Here is a 15,669-nt window from a genome sequence, read left to right as displayed (position 1 = left end):
TTAACGGGCGCGTTTAGAGTTCCTATGGACATGGCTAGCGCTAGTAACAGACTTCAACACATGGCGTGGCGGTTCAGTTGAATGAGGCTGATCGGACGAGGGATAGGCGGGTCATGGCGAAGTGCTGCGCGCTGACATCAGAAGAGGCAACGTTACCGCCCACAACGAGAGCGCGGCGACGCTAACCGCGAAGCCCAGGGTGCAGACGCCAATCCAGCCTGTGTGCACATAAACGTAGGTGGACGCCGCTGCGCCAAGACCGCTACCTGCTGAATAGAACAGCATGTAACAACCGACCAGACGGCCATGTGCTTCGGGCCGCACACTGAAAATCATGCTCTGGTTGATCACATGAATCGCCTGACCACCGGCATCGAGCAGCACGATGCCTGCTATCAAAGCCAGCATGCTGTGCTGCATGAAGCCGATCGGTATCCACGACGCGAGCAGGCATACCAGCGCGACGCCGGTTGTCCACTGTCCGAGACCGCGATCGGCCAGATGTCCCGCTTTGGCGGCTGTCAGTGCCCCGAGCGCGCCGACCAACCCAAATGCACCGATTTGCGTGTGCGACATGGAGAAGGGTGGCGCGCTAAGCGGTAGCACCAGAGCGCTCCAGAAGATACTGAATGCCCCAAACATGAGAAGCCCGACCATACCGCGAACCTGCAGCACGCGCTCCGATGCAAGCAGCGTGAACATCGATCGCAGCAGTTGGAGGTAGGTCAGTTTGACGGGGCGCCCATGGGGTGTCGGTAGCGTACTCCACAGCACGATCAACATGATGGCCGCCAATAGCCCCGATATGAAGTACACAGCGCGCCAGCCCGCCAGATCGGTGAGGACGCCCGCGAGTGAGCGAGCCATCAACAAGCCGATCACCACACCGCTTTGCGCCGCTCCGACAATCCGACCGCGCTCCGATTCATGCGCGAGCGTGGCTGCGTACGCGATCAATCCCTGCGTCATTGCGGTGCCGAGCATACCGACTCCTATCATGCCGACCAGTAGCGTCGCCGACGACCGGGAGAATCCGACTACCGCCAACGCGGCGACCAGAAACACCAGTTGCACGCAAATCAGGCGCTTCCGGTTTAGAAGGTCACCGAGCGGTACGACCAGCAGCAAGGCCAGCGCACAGCCGAGTTGCGTCGCTGTGATGACGCCGCCCACTGCGGCATGGCTGATGTGGAAGTCGCCGGCAATCGAGTCGAGCAGCGGTTGTGCGTAGTAGACGTTTGCGACGCTCACCGCACAAGAAACCGCCAGCAGGAAGACGAGCGCGGTCGGTACGGAGTGCCGCGCCTCAACTGCGGGAGATTCGATCCGGTCCGCCTCGACGGAGTGCGCGCTTCCAGCATCCATGTGTCATCCCTCCGTCAATCTGATTATCTAGTTGCAAAATGAAACTAGATTGAGTGTAGACAGACTTGTTTTAAAATGCAACTGGTCTGAACATGTGGCTGCCAGCGTCAAGCACGTAGCTTCGACGGATTTCGTTTCGTTTCAATAGGGAGGTGTTGGAATGGCCCGACGCAAAAGTCTTGCGGATTCGTCGTGCCCGGTCGCACGGGCACTTGATATCGTCGGCGAGCGGTGGGCGTTGCTTATCGTGCGCGATGCGTTCGACGGCGTGCGCCGCTTCGGCGAGTTCCAGGAAAGTCTCGACATCGCGCGCAATATACTCACCGATCGGTTGCGGCTGCTTGTTGAAGCAGGCGTGCTCGATGTGGTCCCCGCGTCGGACGGTTCCGCGTATCAGGAATATGTGCTGACGCCGAAAGGCGAAGCTCTGTTTCCGGTGATTGTGACCTTGCGGCAATGGGGTGAAGCTAACCTATTCGCACAAGGCGAAAAGCATTCTCAGTTAATCAACCGAACAAGTGGCAAGCCGGTGCCGAAACTGATATTGCGCGGCGCCGACGGCGTGCGGTTGGCAACGGCCGATACGGTCGTGAAGAAGGTCACAACACACAGAAATAGGGGGTAACGGGAACGGCTGCAGCGTCATCGTATTGCTCGCTGCGCGGTGCATCTTAGATGCGGCGCTTTTCCTCAGACGCCGGAAAAACCATCCTACCCCGTGGTGGTCGCGAGTATCGACGACTGATTCGCTATGGTTCGTGTCGGAGCTGAGCACGATGTCTGCCGCCGAGCGGACGGTCTATGACAGACGCGCCCACGCCTGCGCGTTATATGAACGTTGACGAATTTTATTTCATTGGAGACAAGTCATTGATCTTTATGTATTTGTTTTAACGCCGGAGCAATCAGTGTCGAAGTTGACGTTTTTATCGTCTCAACGTTGACACTATTAATGCGGTCTACGGCTTTGCGCCCGCACGCCACGGTCGCTCAAATCATTCACTGATATTGGGGGGCGGGGATTTGTGGCTAGCGAGTGAGAGTGAGAAAGCTCGCGCCCCCCGCTCGGTTGTGGATACGTTAGCAGCCCACCGCCACCGTGTGCTGCAATCGGCTCGTCGATGGTCTGCGCATACCCGAAGAGAATGACCGAGAGCTAACGCGGCTGCAAAGTTACTGCGATAGGCGCTAGCGGTGGACAAAATTGGATTCAGTCTCGTTCTGTCCACTCGCGCTGAGCAGCCGTTCGCTGGCGAAGGCGCAGAGGTACAAGCTACCAACCCTTCCAAGATTAGGCGGCAGACGGGCACTTTAACTTCTACCGCACCCGCTTGGCCGCAAACAGCGACACATAGTCCATGATTCGTGCATCGCGGCCGCAGTCCTCAAGCGCGTCTGCATACACCTAATCAGACTTCGGACACGGCCCAGTTGTTTCTCGGCGGACCAACTGAATTGGCAGCACGTCATGCACTGGCGCTCCCATGCCGCCGGCCCGGATGCGTTCTACCAGTCGCCGAGCAGCGGTTCGCGCCATACTTTCGACAGGTTGTCTAATGGAGGTGAGCGCTACGAGTGGCGAGCCCGCCAACGGCATGTCATCAAAACCGATAATCGATAACTTCTCTGGGACGTGGATACCTTGCCTCTTTGCTGCTTCAAGCACGCCGAGAGCGACTGTGTCGTTGCCTGCCACGATGGCCGTCACAGGGTTCGAGTCGTTAAGCATTGCTATCGCGCTGGAGTAGCCTGCCTCGCTCGTGTAGTCGCCGTAAATCAATGGCACTGAGGCTGGTTGAATACCCACGTCTTGCAGCCACTTCAACGCCCCCTTCGTACGGTCTCGACTCGTGGACGTGTTCTGCGGCCCCATGACCAGACCGATTCGGCGGTGCCCGAGTTGATAAAGGTGCTCAACAGACACTGCACCTGCATGAACATTATCAATCTCCACCGTGTCGACCCGAACGTCATCAACGGACCGGACGACCAGCACGAGCGGTACACCCCGCCTCTGCATCTCTGCCACGACGGGAGAGTCGAGTGTGGCAGTCGCAAATATCATCCCGTCCAAGTAACCGTCAATGAGCGGCCGAAACGCGAGCAGATTTTCGGAGTCGTTCATCGAATCAATCATCAGCATTACCTGAAAATCGAACTCTTGAAGCGCATCGTGAAGATGGGTTAGCAGCAACGTCATGAAGCGGTTGTGCAATGCGCCGACTACGACACCAATCAACTTCGTCGCTGACTTTCGAGTCCGCCGACCTTGCGACGGAATTCGGTATCCCAACTCCGCTGCAACCGCCTGCACGGCACCACGCGTCTCACCGCTGATGGCAGGATGCCCCGCTAGCGAACGCGATACCGTGGACACGGAGATGCCGAGTCGCTGGGCAACGTCCTCAAGCCGTACCTTCGGCTTCCTAGCGCGCATCATCTTTGGCATTTGTTTGCATAATTTTGCATCGATTGGTGACAAAGGAAAAAGTATCAAACCTCATGCAATAAGGCTTTTAGGGTAAGTGTCTATTATTTGCACACTTTTTGCATAAAGTATTTGCGCTACATTCGCGGACATCGCAGCACGACGCCTTCCGCCAGGAGGGCAGCAATGGTCAACCTTCAGAAAGGAAGTGCAAATGGCAATTCAAATCCTCAAGCACGGCCGCAGTGCCGAAGAGTCTTCGCAAGACGCCGCGAAGGTTCGCGATGTTGTCACGGGTATCCTCGCCGACGTTGATGCACGTGGAGATGCGGCAGTTGTCGAACTTTCGAAAAAGTTCGACAACTGGTCTCCCGCGAGTTTCCGTCTGTCCGAAGATGAGATTGCACGCTGTGTGAGCTCGCTGTCTGAAGGCCAGCTCAACGACATCAAATTTGCCCAAGCCCAGGTCCGCAACTTCGCGCAAGCCCAACGCGAGTCCATCCGCGATGTCGAGGTCGAAACGCTTCCGGGCGTTGTTCTCGGACATAAGAACATGCCGGTCGACAGTGTCGCCTGCTACGTTCCGGGCGGGAAGTTTCCGCTGGTTGCGTCGGCCCACATGGGCGTTGTAACGGCGAAGGTTGCCGGCGTTCCCCGCATCATCACCGCCTCGCCTCCGGTGGGCGGCACACCGAACCCGGCTGTTGTCGCAGCTATGCATCTCGGCGGCGCTGACGAAATCTACACATTCGGCGGCGTGCAGGCTATCGCAGCGATGGCGCTCGGCACCCAGACGATTGACTCCGTTTCGATGGTCGTCGGTCCGGGCAACACGTATGTGGCGGAAGCCAAGCGCCAACTGTTCGGTCGAATTGGTATTGACCTCATCGCGGGACCGTCGGAGACGTTGATTATTGCCGATGACAGCGTCGATGCGGAGATGTGCGCAACTGACCTACTGGGTCAGGCTGAGCATGGATTCAATACCCCGGCCGTCCTGCTCACAAACTCAATGCAGTTGGCGAAGGACACGATGGCCGAGGTCGAGCGCATTCTGAAGATTCTCCCGACTGCGAACACAGCCGGCGTATCCTGGCGCGACTACGGTGCTGTCATTGTGACGGACACGGTCGATGAAATGGTAGAGGAAGCCGACCGAATTGCGTCTGAGCACGTGCAGGTCATGACGCGAGACCCGGACTACTTCCTGAAGAACATGAAGAACTATGGTGCGCTATTCCTCGGTGCACGTACCAACGTTGCGTTCGGCGACAAGGTCATCGGAACGAATCACACGTTGCCGACCGGCAAAGCGGCTCGTTACACAGGTGGCCTCTGGGTTGGAAAGTTCATCAAGACGTGCACGTACCAGAAGGTGCTGACCGACGAAGCGAGCGCGCTCATTGGGTCCTATTGCTCGCGGCTGTGCGCCATCGAAGGGATGATTGCACACGGTGAACAGGCGAACATCCGCGTTCGTCGATTCGGCCACCGCGACGTCCCGTACGGTACGGCTGTGCCGGCGTAACGGCAACGCAGGCGTGGATGCCCATGACACGGACCGAGCCTCGTCCTCGCAGCGACTTCCACTAGTTTTTGCACGATTAACACCCAGTGGAAAGACATCGACATCTACGGGCATGTGAATAATGCAGTTCACTACACGCTGTTCGATGCCGCCGTCAATGGTTGGCTTGTCCCGGGGTCTGCTGGGCCCCGGTTGCAGCAAGGTCGTTGGCCTGGTCGTACATGCCAGTTGTGAGTATTTCGATGAAGTCCAGTTCTCTGGACCTTGTCACCTGCTGGCTTCGTGCCGCGAAAATCGGCAATAGCGGTGTGACCTACGAAATAAGCCTATTCAGGACGATAGCGGGATGTCCTTTGCTCACGGAGTGTTCGTTCATGTTTATGTGGACCACAGCACGCGCAAGCCGGTATCACTGTCGGCTGAAATGCGCGCGGCAGATGTCGCGCATAGCGAAGACCACGGTCTAGGTAATTCAAGCCGCAGTGCTGACAGCAGAACTTACGTAATTGAGGATTCCGAATGGTACCGATGACGCCGACGTTCCGACTGGACGGCAAGTCCGCTCTGGTGACGGGCGCCGGGAGGGGTATTGGGTTTGCCGCTGCAGCAGCTCTTGCACAGGCGGGTGCCCACGTGACCTTGGTGGCACGTACTGCGGCAGAGATTGAAGCTGCAAGTGTGGCCATCAATGCCGCGGGGGGCTCGAGCGAATTCCTCGCGCTCGACGTGACAGACTCTGCCTGGGTCTCGGAAGTGTTAGAGGTACGGGGTCCATTCGATGTGCTGGTTAATAGCGCCGGAATGAACCGCCCGATGGAGCTTGTGAACGTAGAGGATGAAGACATTGACGCCATCATTGCGCTGAATGTCAAAGCCACTTTCTACGTGGCCCGTGCGGTCGCGAGAGGTCTCCTCAAGGCAGAGAGGCACGGTTCACTGATTAATGTGTCGTCACAGATGGGGCATGTCGGTAGTCCAGGGCGAACTGTCTACTGCGCTAGCAAACATGCCATTGAAGGAATGACTAAAGCCCTTGCGTGGGAATTGGGACCCAACGGTATCAGAGTCAATACCGTGTGTCCGACGTTCATCGAGACGAGCTTCACGGAAGACATGTTCCGAAAGCCGGGTTTCAAGGATTGGGTCACATCAAAGATTGCACTTGGACGTGTGGGGCGCATTGAAGAAACGATGGGTGCCGTTGTTTTTCTTGCGAGCGACGCGTCATCGCTCATCACAGGAAGTGCTCTGATGCTGGATGGAGGCTGGACAGCAGCTTAGCGCTTGGGGCTATCAAGCCTCGAAATTTAAGGAGACAGCAGTGATGGATGCCGCATCGGTGATTCCTACGCTGAACGTGACGGGTCTACAAAAATCATACGGACCGACCGTTGCATTAGGAGGGGTAACATTTACGATTCTGCCGGGAGAAGTTCATGCTCTTCTCGGCGAGAATGGAGCAGGGAAGTCGACGCTCGTCAAAATATTGAGCGGAGTCGTAAGGCCTGATTCAGGTGCCACCGAGCTGGTCGGTTCGCCTTACAAGCCACAATCTATTCTGGACGCTCGCGCCCAAGGTGTCGCTACCGCGTTTCAGGAGCTGAGTCTCCTGCCAAACCTGACGGTCGCAGAAAATCTGGCACTTCCTCGGCTTGAGAAAGGGCCAATGCGGCTGATTTCGCGTCGTGACAACGAAGACCGTGCGGCGGCTACGCTCACCCGATACGGCTTGCAACTCCATCCACGTGCGCAGGTCTCGCAGCTTTCGCTTGCCGACCGTCAACGACTCGAAATTGTTCGAGCAATGAGCAAGGAGCCAAAGCTCCTCATCCTCGACGAGCCGACCGCCGTTCTGTCGTCCACCGATTGGCTATTCGCGCTCATTCGCGCGGAGACGGGGCGTGGCACATCCGTACTGTACATCTCCCATCGGCTGAATGAAATCCGTGAGCTCTGCGCCCGTGGCACCGTGCTCAGGAGCGGTCGCAGTATCGCTACAACCGACCTTTGTGATACGGATAACGCGGCCATCTTCGAAATGATGGTCGGCTCCAGCCTCGCAACCTTTTCGCGGGATAGGTCAAACATTAATCGAGCAACTGAACCACGCCTGAAGGTTACCGACCTTCATGCTGGAGCTATTAAGAAAGCCTCCTTCGAGGTCCCCGTGGGCGGAATCATTGGCGTCGCAGGTCTTGATGGCCAAGGGCAGGGTGACCTGTTTCACGCGCTCTTTGGTTTAACCGCAATTGAAAGTGGGACCGTGCAGGTCGACGGAAAGACGGTGAAAGTGAAATCGCCGTCGCAAGCATTAAAAGCTGGAATTGAAGTCTGCTTGCTGCCGGAAGAGCGCAAAACTCAAGGCATCTTTCCGACCCTCTCCGTGCAGAAAAACGTGACCTTGGGCGCATTAAGCAAGGTCACGAGTTTCGGTGTAGTGCGACGCGCACGAGGACTGAAGCTAATGAGGGAGGTTGCGCGCGAAGTTGACCTCGCGGACCGCTACTTCAACTTCCAAATCGGCGACCTGTCGGGCGGAAACCAGCAAAAGGCGCTCCTCGCACGAGTGCTTAGCACCGGCGCCAGAACCCTGTTGTTGTTCGACCCGACTCGCGGGGTGGATGTCGGCACCAAGCAAGCCATCTACGAAGCAATACAGCGGTACGCGGCAGCCGGGGGCGCCGTCCTGCTGTACTCGTCGGAACTGTCGGAGATAGTCCAGTTGTGTGACCAATGCCTGGTGGTCTACGACGGTCGGATTACCGCGCAACTGGAAGGCGAAGAGATTGAAGAGCGCCGCATTGTCGCTGCTGCGACGGGGCATCTTGATGCCAGCAAACCGAGGAGAGCAGCATGAGTACCGCTACTGGAACAAGACTCACGTCCGCTCGCGGATTGCTGACGAATGGGTTGACCACGGTGGTCATCCTCTACGTAGTGCTCTACGCGGTCTACTCTCGAATGGAGGCTGGCGCACTTTCGGCATCCGCTTTTGGCGACCTGGTGAACAACTCAATTCCGCTAGCCATCGCGGCGGCCGGTGCGACGTTCGTGATTTTGCTGGGTGGCTTTGACCTCTCCGTTGCAGGCGTTCTCTCGCTAGTAAACGTAGTGCTTGCCACTCACCCGATGGACGGAGCGAGCGGCGCCCTAATGAGCGTGGTGATTGCAATCGCTATCGGAGCCGCAGTCGGACTTTGCAATGGAATCTTCGTCGCATACGGGGGACTTCAGTCGATAGCAGTCACTCTTGCGATGATGATTCTCACGAGAGGCCTCGCGTTGGTGATACTGGACGCCCCTGGAGGCAGTGTCTCCGATTGGATTAGCGATACGCTGACCAACAGCCTTTGGGGCGTGGTCCCGGCGTCGGGGCTTGTGGCTCTTGCCGTTGCGGCGCTATGGGCAATCTTTCGCCGTACCAACACAGGTGTTGCGCTGTATGCAGTGGGCAAGGACCAGACCGCGGCCGCACTCTCCGGCATCAATGTCAAACGAACCAAATGCATCGCCTTTGTACTGGCGGGAGCTCTGTACGGTCTAGCCGGCTTCATGTTATCCGCGCAGACCGCCTCGGGAGACCCGAACGCTGGGTCAACTCTGCTGCTGCTGGTCTTCGCGTCTGTTGCACTCGGTGGGACGGCCTTTACGGGCGGACAAGGCGGTCTGTACGGCAGCATGATTGGAGCTGCGACGCTGATGCTGCTTCAGAAAGTACTTTTCTCTTCTGGCATCCAGTCTTTCTACACTGGACTCTTTCAAGGATTCGTCATGGTTGTTGCCGTCATCTTCGTCAACCTCATCACGTACATGGCGCGGAGGAATCGTGAACATGCTTAATTTAAGAGATGAGTCGGGTAAGGCGGGCACAGGTTTCGTGCGAGGCGAGGACAAGCGCGGAGCAGTCCGACTTCAACGAGAGACTGTCAGCGCCATCGGCGTCTATGCAGTCTGCGTCCTTGCGTTGTTTCTTTCCAAGTTCATCAACCCCGAGTTCGGTAGCATTCGTCAGCTGCAAACGATTCTGACGCTTGCGTCCTTCTTAATCGTTGTTTCCTACGGCCAAGGCCTGACCGTTCTTATCGGAGGACTAGACCTTTCGATTCCTTCGGTCATCACCGTCGGCGGGGTCCTGGCGGCAGCATGGATGAGCACACTCTCTCCGGCAGAGTTCTGGTGGCAGATTCCGGCAGTGCTCGTCGCCTGCTCCCTCGTTGGAGTTGTGAACGGGCTAGGCGTCACGCTACTTCGAATCCCGCCGTTCATTATGACCCTGGCATCGGGCATCATCGTCTATAGCATCTGTCTTGGAGCTACCGGTGGCACGCCGAGCGGCGCTGCACCGAATTCGCTTTCTACCTTGATGGCGGGGCGTGTCGGCGGGGTACCGAGTGTCAACATCTTTGTCGTTATCTTTTGCGTAATCGCAGTCTTCATGCAGTCTCGCACCTCGTTTGGTCAGCGGCTCTACGCAATGGGCAGTAATCCCGTAGCTGCGAAGATTGCTGGCATGCGGATTAACGTCATTACTGTCATCACCTACGCACTTTCATCCGCGCTTGCCGGCTTTGCGGGAATGATGCTTGTGGGCTACTCCAACGGGGCTACCCTGCGCATGGGTGACTCGTACCTCCTTCCTTCGATTGCCGCGGTCGTCATTGGTGGCTCATCGATTCTCGGTGGAAGAGGAACCTTTCTCGGGACAATCGGGGGCGCCATCCTTTTGACGATATTCGACATGGTGATTACGTCTCTCGGACTCGCTCAAGGTTGGAGAACCATGATTTCGGGCGGTCTGATTCTTGCCGCCATCCTGCTCCAGCACGAAGGCGCACTTGACTGGATTAGGTCAATGGGTCGGCGACGTCAATAATTTAGGAGGCTGTTCATCGGATGACACGATAATCCGATCTAATTCGAATAGGATATCTAATAATTGTCGATGAATTAGTGCTTACACGCGAGAGCGAGTCATCAAGAGAAATGCCGATTTCGTGAACCAGCAGTGATTTTATAAATGGCATTGTCATAAGGAGACGCATCATGCAAAGTCTGAAGTCTGTTGCCCAGTGGGCTCGCGTCGGCGCATTGGTTGGCGCTATAGCCGCCGCGGGGTATTGGGGTGTCGGGACGGCTAACGCCCAAGCGAAGCCGAACAAGGATAAATACGTCATTTATCTGAGCCTTAGCTATAGCGGAAACGCATGGCAATCGGAAGCCGCTAATGTAGTTAAGGCGTTGGCAAAAACGCCGCCGTACGACAAGTTGGTGGAGCTCAAGGAGGTCATTTCCGGAACGGATGTCCAAGCGCAGATTTCCGCTTACGAGAGCATGATTGCTGCGAACGCTGATGGCGTGATTAGCTTCCCGATTTCGCCGACGGCACTCAACCGTGTTGTCAAGCGAGGGTGTGAAAAGGGAACGCTGTTCTTCATGTATGACGCGACCGTAACCGAGCCATGCGCGTATAACGTGAGCTACATTACAGCGGGTTTTGGCGAGAATACCGCACAGCAACTAGCGAATGCGCTACATGGCAAGGGCAATATTTTCATGAGCCGTGGTGTTCCCGGCAACTCGGTCGACAAGCGCCATTACGATGGCGCGATGAGCGTCTTCAAGAAGTACCCGGACATTCACGTGGTTGCCGAGTACTACGGCTATTGGGATGACCGTACGACGCAGCAAGAAACGGCGAAGGCACTTGCAGCCCACCCAGATGTCGATGGCATCTGGGCTGAGGCAGGCGAAGATGGCGCAATCAAAGCACTCCAGGCGTCCGGTAAAAAGCTCGTTCCCGTTACCGGAGAAAACTCTAACGGCTTTCGTCTGGCTCTCGGCAATTCGGACATGCGAAGCAAGGGACTGCAAGGCGTGTCCTCCGGCTCGCCGCCGGCAACCGCAGCGTTCGCTTTCAAGTTGATGATGGAAGTTCTTCAGGGAAAAAGAAAGCTCGAAACCCACAACATCGAATATCCGCTGCCTTGGGTTCCTGCCGAACAGGTCAAGCTGTGCACGGGTGACAAGCTCGAGAATGGCTGCAACGCGTTCCCATCTGGCAAAGTGCCTGACTCGTTCGTGACCGAAGTATTCAATCCCCGCCTGCTTCCGGAACTCTCTCTGCGCTCGGCGCTGAACGGCGAGCCTACTCCGGGGGCGACTATCCAGCCGCTGCCGGCAGACGCCGTCATCGCTGCTCCAGGCGAGCCTGGCATCAATTGTCAAAAATGCACGCGAGCCGCTGATGCGTACAAGCTGACCAAGGTCGCCGCCTCGGTCAAGTAACGGGACACGCTTTGAGGGCGCTGGTTGAGCCACGATTTCTCAACCAGCGTCGCATAAGGAGTTACACATGGGGCAAGCAAATCTTCTCGATGCGGAATTCAAACTGCCGCTCGTTCACTTCTCAGGCTGCGACGTGCTGGACGCGCCATCTGAGACCGAAGAACTAGACGGCGAAATTACGGTTAAGCAAGACGAGCTTATTGCGTATGCACTAGTCATGCGGCCGCAGTACAACCAGCTCGGCCGTTTGATTGGCCAATTGGCGGGCCTGCTCTTGCTCGCCCAAGCTCGTGGACGATTCGACGCGGATTTTGAGGCGTTCAAGCCTCCGTTGGAGCAGGCGCTTGAGTGCACGGACGCGCTCCGCTCAATCAACGCCCCGAATGGTGCTAAGCGTCGTCACTGGGTGCTCTGTCGAGCGATGGGGCTCGTAAATGGCGTCACAGACCAGTTCACCCACTCTCTCGGTGGTGAAAATGAAGTTCGCGAGCGGGTCTGGCTTTGGAGCGAACAGTTGAAGCGAGCGAATGCGATGGTCCGATGGGCCTCGGACAGTTCGATGGGAATGAATCCCGTCGACTTTAGTCAGGCTTGTTGCTGCTGCAACAGTTAAGGATTTCTGTCAAAGCGATTGTTAGCAAAACATAAAAGGAGACTAGATATGAGCACGGATTACTCGATTTGGGTCCTCGAATACAGTTATGTCGAGAAGTATCACAAGAGCGGCGTTATTTACGGTGCTCACAATCAGGGCTACGTCAAGCTGCCGTATTGTTATGTGCTTATCAAGGGCAACGGACACATTGCGATGGTCGATGTCGGCTACAACCACAAAGAATATGGTGGCGTGCTGGGCGACCGTTTCGGTGTTGAGAACTGGCATTCCCCGAAAGAGGTGCTCGCTGAATGCGGAGTGGCACCCGAAGACGTCGATACCGTCTTCATCACCCATGCTCACTTTGACCACATGGGTAACACCGACGACTTCCCGAACGCGACCTTCTATATTCAGGAACGTGAGCTGTCGAAATGGGTTTGGGCAATGTCCCTGCCAGAACGTATGCGTTGGCTGATGACGGCTGTCGACTCGTCGGACATCCTGCGCGCAGTCGACCTGGCAAAACAGGGCCGCCTAGTGGTTATTGATGGTGACCGCGAGAACGTCCTGCCGGGAATCGACCTGCGGGCGGCGTTCGACAGTCACACTTATGGTTGCCAGTGGGTGCATGTCCGCAATGACGGTAAGAGCCCGTCGCAAGACAGTTGGGTCTTGGCAGGAGATTTGATTTATTCTTTTAATAACCTGGAGAACGACGGGTCGGTTGTAGATGCCGAAAAGATTTACACCCCGGTCGGCCTTGCTGTCGGCAGCCAGACGAACCTTATCCTCGCCACCGAAGAGATGATGAAGGCAGTACAGTACGAGATGAAGCGCGTGATTCCGATTCACGAAGAACGTGTGCGGGACGTTTTCCCTTCGAGAATTACCAGCAACAACTTGCGAATCAGTGAAATCAGCCTTGGCCGAGAACATGATTCAAAGGTGAAATGACATATGACTTCGATTTGTGAGAGCAGCAAGCCTGTAGCTATTGTCGGTGCCGGATTGGTCGGTGCTGGGTGGGGCATTGTTTTCGCGCGGGCGGGCTTGAAAGTCCGCGTGTATGACGCCAACCCAGCCATGTCCGAAAAGGCGATGACGTGGGCGAAGAAGCAACTTTCCGCGCTGCAGGAGCGCGGGCTTCTTCGCGAATCCGCCGAAGTGGTAGCAAGCCGCCTGGAGCCTGTGCATTCTTTGCGCGAAGCTGTAGTCGGTGCAGCATACGTTCAGGAGTCGGTCCTCGAGAGACCGGACGTGAAGCGCAAGCTGTTGGAAGAGCTTGATGCGATTGGGGATGCAGACGTCATCATCGGCAGCTCGAGCTCTGGGATTCCCGCATCGGATTTTGCTAACGACCTAGGGATTTCACCGCGAGTCATCATTGCGCACCCTGTGAATCCTCCGTACTTGGTTCCCGTGGTCGAGCTTGTGCCGTCGACTCAGACGTCGGCCTTCACAGTCGAATGCGTAGACCAGTTGATGAAGGATGTGGGGCAAAGCGTCGTCCATGTTCGCAAAGAAGTTCAAGGCTTTGTCCTCAACCGGCTTCAGGCAGCACTTCTCCGTGAAGCATGGGCGCTTCACAAAGAAGGAGTGGCCTCCTGCGAGGACATCGACAAAACCGTTCGCGACGGTTTGGGATGGCGCTGGTCCTTCATGGGTCCGTTTGAGACCATTGACCTCAATGCGCCCGGCGGCGTAGCGGATTATGCGCAACGGCTCGGCCCCCTCTACTACGAGATTGCGCAGTCGCGGTCGGCCGACGGTCCATGGACTGCTGAGTTGATTGTTCAAGTCGAACAAGACCGTCGACAGCATTTGTCCAAGGATGAACTCGATTCTCGACGCCATTGGCGCGATGAACGACTCATGGAGTTCGCAGTCGGGAGGCTGGACAAAGACTCACGTTAGGCCTCTGATCATCCGACTCGTAGGAGGTAACCAAATCCAGCGTCCGCTGCGTCAGATTGCCATCGTCAGTGGTGGAGCGACGGGAGTCGAGCTTTTTGCTGAACTTCGGGACACGGCGCGCGTACTGCACGCGTTGGACTTCACAAACTCGACCCGAAGCGGGGCATCGGTATCGTACTTCTCGAGGCTGGCCCGCGGATTCTCTTCCTGCGTTTCCTCAGCGGCGCGGGCAACTGGCTCCGGGTTCGACGCTTGAGATCTAACGACTGATAGCGGCATCAGTAGCCTGACGTTCGCCTAGGCGTGCGGAAAGTCGCTTTGATGGTGGGAAGCGTCCGCGCTCGCTGACCAACATTGATTTCAGGAACACAGCAGATCGACTCGGCTTGGCACCCGCGCGTGAGCGATAGATTGGTGTGACCGGGCGCGCGGGTGAAACTCGACGGCAAGTGGTCCTGGCGCCACTCGCCCGCGCGTATTTCAACGTTTGTCGCTTGCCAGCCGATGGCCCAATCCGAGATTGGGCGCGATTTGCCAAACATAGACACGAGAAAAGCGCACGCCTGCCTTCTGTTCGATAAAAGTACCAAGAAGGGCAGTGGTCCGGTTGGCACTATATCGAACTCACATCGACCACTTGCCAATATCCACAGATAGGTTCCGTCGTTGCGCTTTATCCGATACTCAGACTTATACGGTTCACCTTTCTCGACGGTTCTCTGAATCCGCGCGTTGACCCGCGCCACATCGTCTGGGTGAATGACTCCGTTGGCCAGCTCGATGGGTAGGCCTTTTTCGAACTCTCCAGCAGGGTAGGAAAACGGGCTCTGGTGCAAATAGCTGGTGAGATCGAGACATTTTCAATAAATGAGAATTCCCTATTTATTAATAAGAACAGCATGCCTGCATCTGCTGTGCAACCTGCAAAGCGTGACTCAGATAGCAACGTTTCTGTGCCCCAGCGTCGTCGAGCCGGCTTCACTTGCGGGCAGAAGCCGCAAGACTCTTTTCGAAGCGAGCAGCGAAATCGTCTGAAATCAGAAATTGCACCAATGTGCGCAGGGATTCTGCTTCGGCGTGTCCGAACGCGGACTCAAAGTTCTTCTCTGCCTGGGCCCAAAGCGCATTCGTTTCCGCGAGCTTGGCACGGCCTTGCGCAGTCAAGCTGATCAGCCGGTGCCGCCGGTCGGCCGGGTCCACTTCGACTGCGATCAAGCCGCCGCGTTCGAGCGGCTTGAGCGTGTGGGCCAGCGCGCCTGAATCCATGACCAGCGCGTCCGCCAGCAATCCGACACTCGTGGATTCCGAACGGCCGATTTGCGCGAGGATCGCGCGTTGCGTGATCTTCATGCCGCTCGGCGCCAGTGCCTTGTCGTAAAGCTGCGATATGCGGCGCGTTGCTTTGCGAAGGCCCGTGCAGTTGCAACAGCCGCTGTTCGCTTTCGTTTCCGTCTTCTGTCTCGTCATCGCTTTTTTCCGATCAATTCATGGTCAGAACGAATTGTATGCATGTGCAGCCAATTGACACAACACCAGCATATGCTGATAATT

At 56.6% G+C, this 15,669-nt stretch carries 15 protein-coding genes and 2 pseudogenes; 11 read left to right on the top strand and 6 right to left on the bottom strand.

What is annotated here, in order from left to right; translation table 11 throughout:
* Positions 1–111: 111 nt before the first annotated feature.
* Positions 112–1,365: an MFS transporter gene (locus tag ACSQ8V_RS23990; protein ID WP_436207372.1), complete on the bottom strand. Its 1,254-nt coding sequence runs from the start codon at positions 1,363–1,365 to the stop codon at positions 112–114.
* 160 nt (positions 1,366–1,525) lie between these two features.
* On the opposite strand from ACSQ8V_RS23990, the gene ACSQ8V_RS23985 reads away from it, so the two are divergent.
* Entirely contained in the window at positions 1,526–1,990 is a 465-nt protein-coding gene (locus tag ACSQ8V_RS23985; protein ID WP_436184208.1) for a winged helix-turn-helix transcriptional regulator, read from the top strand.
* 693 nt (positions 1,991–2,683) lie between these two features.
* Here the strand turns inward: ACSQ8V_RS23985 and ACSQ8V_RS23980 are convergent.
* From ACSQ8V_RS23980 to ACSQ8V_RS23970, 3 genes and pseudogenes are all read right to left on the bottom strand, one after another.
* Complete coding sequence (locus ACSQ8V_RS23980; RefSeq protein ID WP_436184953.1) at positions 2,684–2,770, bottom strand: DUF3562 domain-containing protein; 87 nt, start codon at positions 2,768–2,770, stop codon at positions 2,684–2,686.
* A complete protein-coding gene (locus ACSQ8V_RS23975) occupies positions 2,771–3,679 on the bottom strand; it encodes a LacI family DNA-binding transcriptional regulator (protein ID WP_436184952.1) in 909 nt (302 codons plus the stop codon).
* Positions 3,659–3,802 (bottom strand): annotated as a pseudogene (locus ACSQ8V_RS23970) (LacI family DNA-binding transcriptional regulator); the annotation flags it as partial. The gene ACSQ8V_RS23975 and the pseudogene ACSQ8V_RS23970, both read right to left, overlap by 21 nt.
* 205 nt (positions 3,803–4,007) lie before the next feature.
* Between ACSQ8V_RS23970 and hisD the strand changes: the two are divergent.
* From hisD to ACSQ8V_RS23920, 10 genes and pseudogenes are all read left to right on the top strand, one after another.
* Positions 4,008–5,321: a histidinol dehydrogenase gene (gene hisD / locus ACSQ8V_RS23965; RefSeq protein WP_436184207.1), complete on the top strand. Its 1,314-nt coding sequence runs from the start codon at positions 4,008–4,010 to the stop codon at positions 5,319–5,321.
* Between the two features lie 519 nt (positions 5,322–5,840).
* On the top strand, positions 5,841–6,602 hold the full coding sequence (locus ACSQ8V_RS23960; RefSeq protein WP_436184206.1) for an SDR family NAD(P)-dependent oxidoreductase: 762 nt from the start codon (positions 5,841–5,843) through the stop codon (positions 6,600–6,602).
* A 43-nt stretch (positions 6,603–6,645) separates the two neighbouring features.
* Positions 6,646–8,178, top strand: a complete 1,533-nt coding sequence (locus ACSQ8V_RS23955; RefSeq protein ID WP_436184205.1) for a sugar ABC transporter ATP-binding protein — start codon at positions 6,646–6,648, stop codon at positions 8,176–8,178.
* Positions 8,175–9,161, top strand: coding sequence for an ABC transporter permease (locus ACSQ8V_RS23950; RefSeq protein WP_436184204.1), 987 nt, complete (start codon positions 8,175–8,177; stop codon positions 9,159–9,161). The genes ACSQ8V_RS23955 and ACSQ8V_RS23950 overlap by 4 nt, the downstream gene beginning before the upstream one ends.
* Complete coding sequence (locus ACSQ8V_RS23945) at positions 9,154–10,194, top strand: ABC transporter permease (protein WP_436184951.1); 1,041 nt, start codon at positions 9,154–9,156, stop codon at positions 10,192–10,194. Before ACSQ8V_RS23950 ends, ACSQ8V_RS23945 begins: the two co-directional genes overlap by 8 nt.
* 170 nt (positions 10,195–10,364) lie before the next feature.
* Positions 10,365–11,606 carry a sugar ABC transporter substrate-binding protein gene (locus ACSQ8V_RS23940; RefSeq protein ID WP_436207371.1) on the top strand — a complete coding sequence of 414 codons (1,242 nt, stop codon included), beginning with the start codon at positions 10,365–10,367 and terminating at the stop codon, positions 11,604–11,606.
* Between the two features lie 67 nt (positions 11,607–11,673).
* A complete protein-coding gene (locus ACSQ8V_RS23935) occupies positions 11,674–12,219 on the top strand; it encodes a hypothetical protein (RefSeq protein WP_436184202.1) in 546 nt (181 codons plus the stop codon).
* Between the two features lie 48 nt (positions 12,220–12,267).
* Positions 12,268–13,158: an N-acyl homoserine lactonase family protein gene (locus tag ACSQ8V_RS23930; RefSeq protein ID WP_436184201.1), complete on the top strand. Its 891-nt coding sequence runs from the start codon at positions 12,268–12,270 to the stop codon at positions 13,156–13,158.
* Positions 13,159–13,161: 3 nt separating this feature from the next.
* Complete coding sequence (locus ACSQ8V_RS23925; RefSeq protein ID WP_436207370.1) at positions 13,162–14,118, top strand: 3-hydroxyacyl-CoA dehydrogenase; 957 nt, start codon at positions 13,162–13,164, stop codon at positions 14,116–14,118.
* Positions 14,119–14,161: 43 nt separating this feature from the next.
* Positions 14,162–14,322 (top strand): annotated as a pseudogene (locus ACSQ8V_RS23920) (NAD(P)/FAD-dependent oxidoreductase); the annotation flags it as partial.
* A 74-nt stretch (positions 14,323–14,396) separates the two neighbouring features.
* On the opposite strand, the gene ACSQ8V_RS23915 reads toward ACSQ8V_RS23920, so the two are convergent.
* Together ACSQ8V_RS23915 and ACSQ8V_RS23910 are read right to left on the bottom strand one after the other, a co-directional pair.
* Entirely contained in the window at positions 14,397–14,954 is a 558-nt protein-coding gene (locus ACSQ8V_RS23915; RefSeq protein WP_436207369.1) for a PAS domain-containing protein, read from the bottom strand.
* Between the two features lie 142 nt (positions 14,955–15,096).
* Positions 15,097–15,585: a MarR family winged helix-turn-helix transcriptional regulator gene (locus ACSQ8V_RS23910; RefSeq protein ID WP_436184198.1), complete on the bottom strand. Its 489-nt coding sequence runs from the start codon at positions 15,583–15,585 to the stop codon at positions 15,097–15,099.
* Positions 15,586–15,669: the final 84 nt, after the last annotated feature.

The organism is Caballeronia sp. LjRoot31 (genome assembly GCF_964253885.1).
Taxonomy (GTDB): domain Bacteria; phylum Pseudomonadota; class Gammaproteobacteria; order Burkholderiales; family Burkholderiaceae; genus Caballeronia.
Note: the sequence above shows the minus strand (reverse complement) of the source record. Positions and strands in the feature narration are given on the sequence as shown.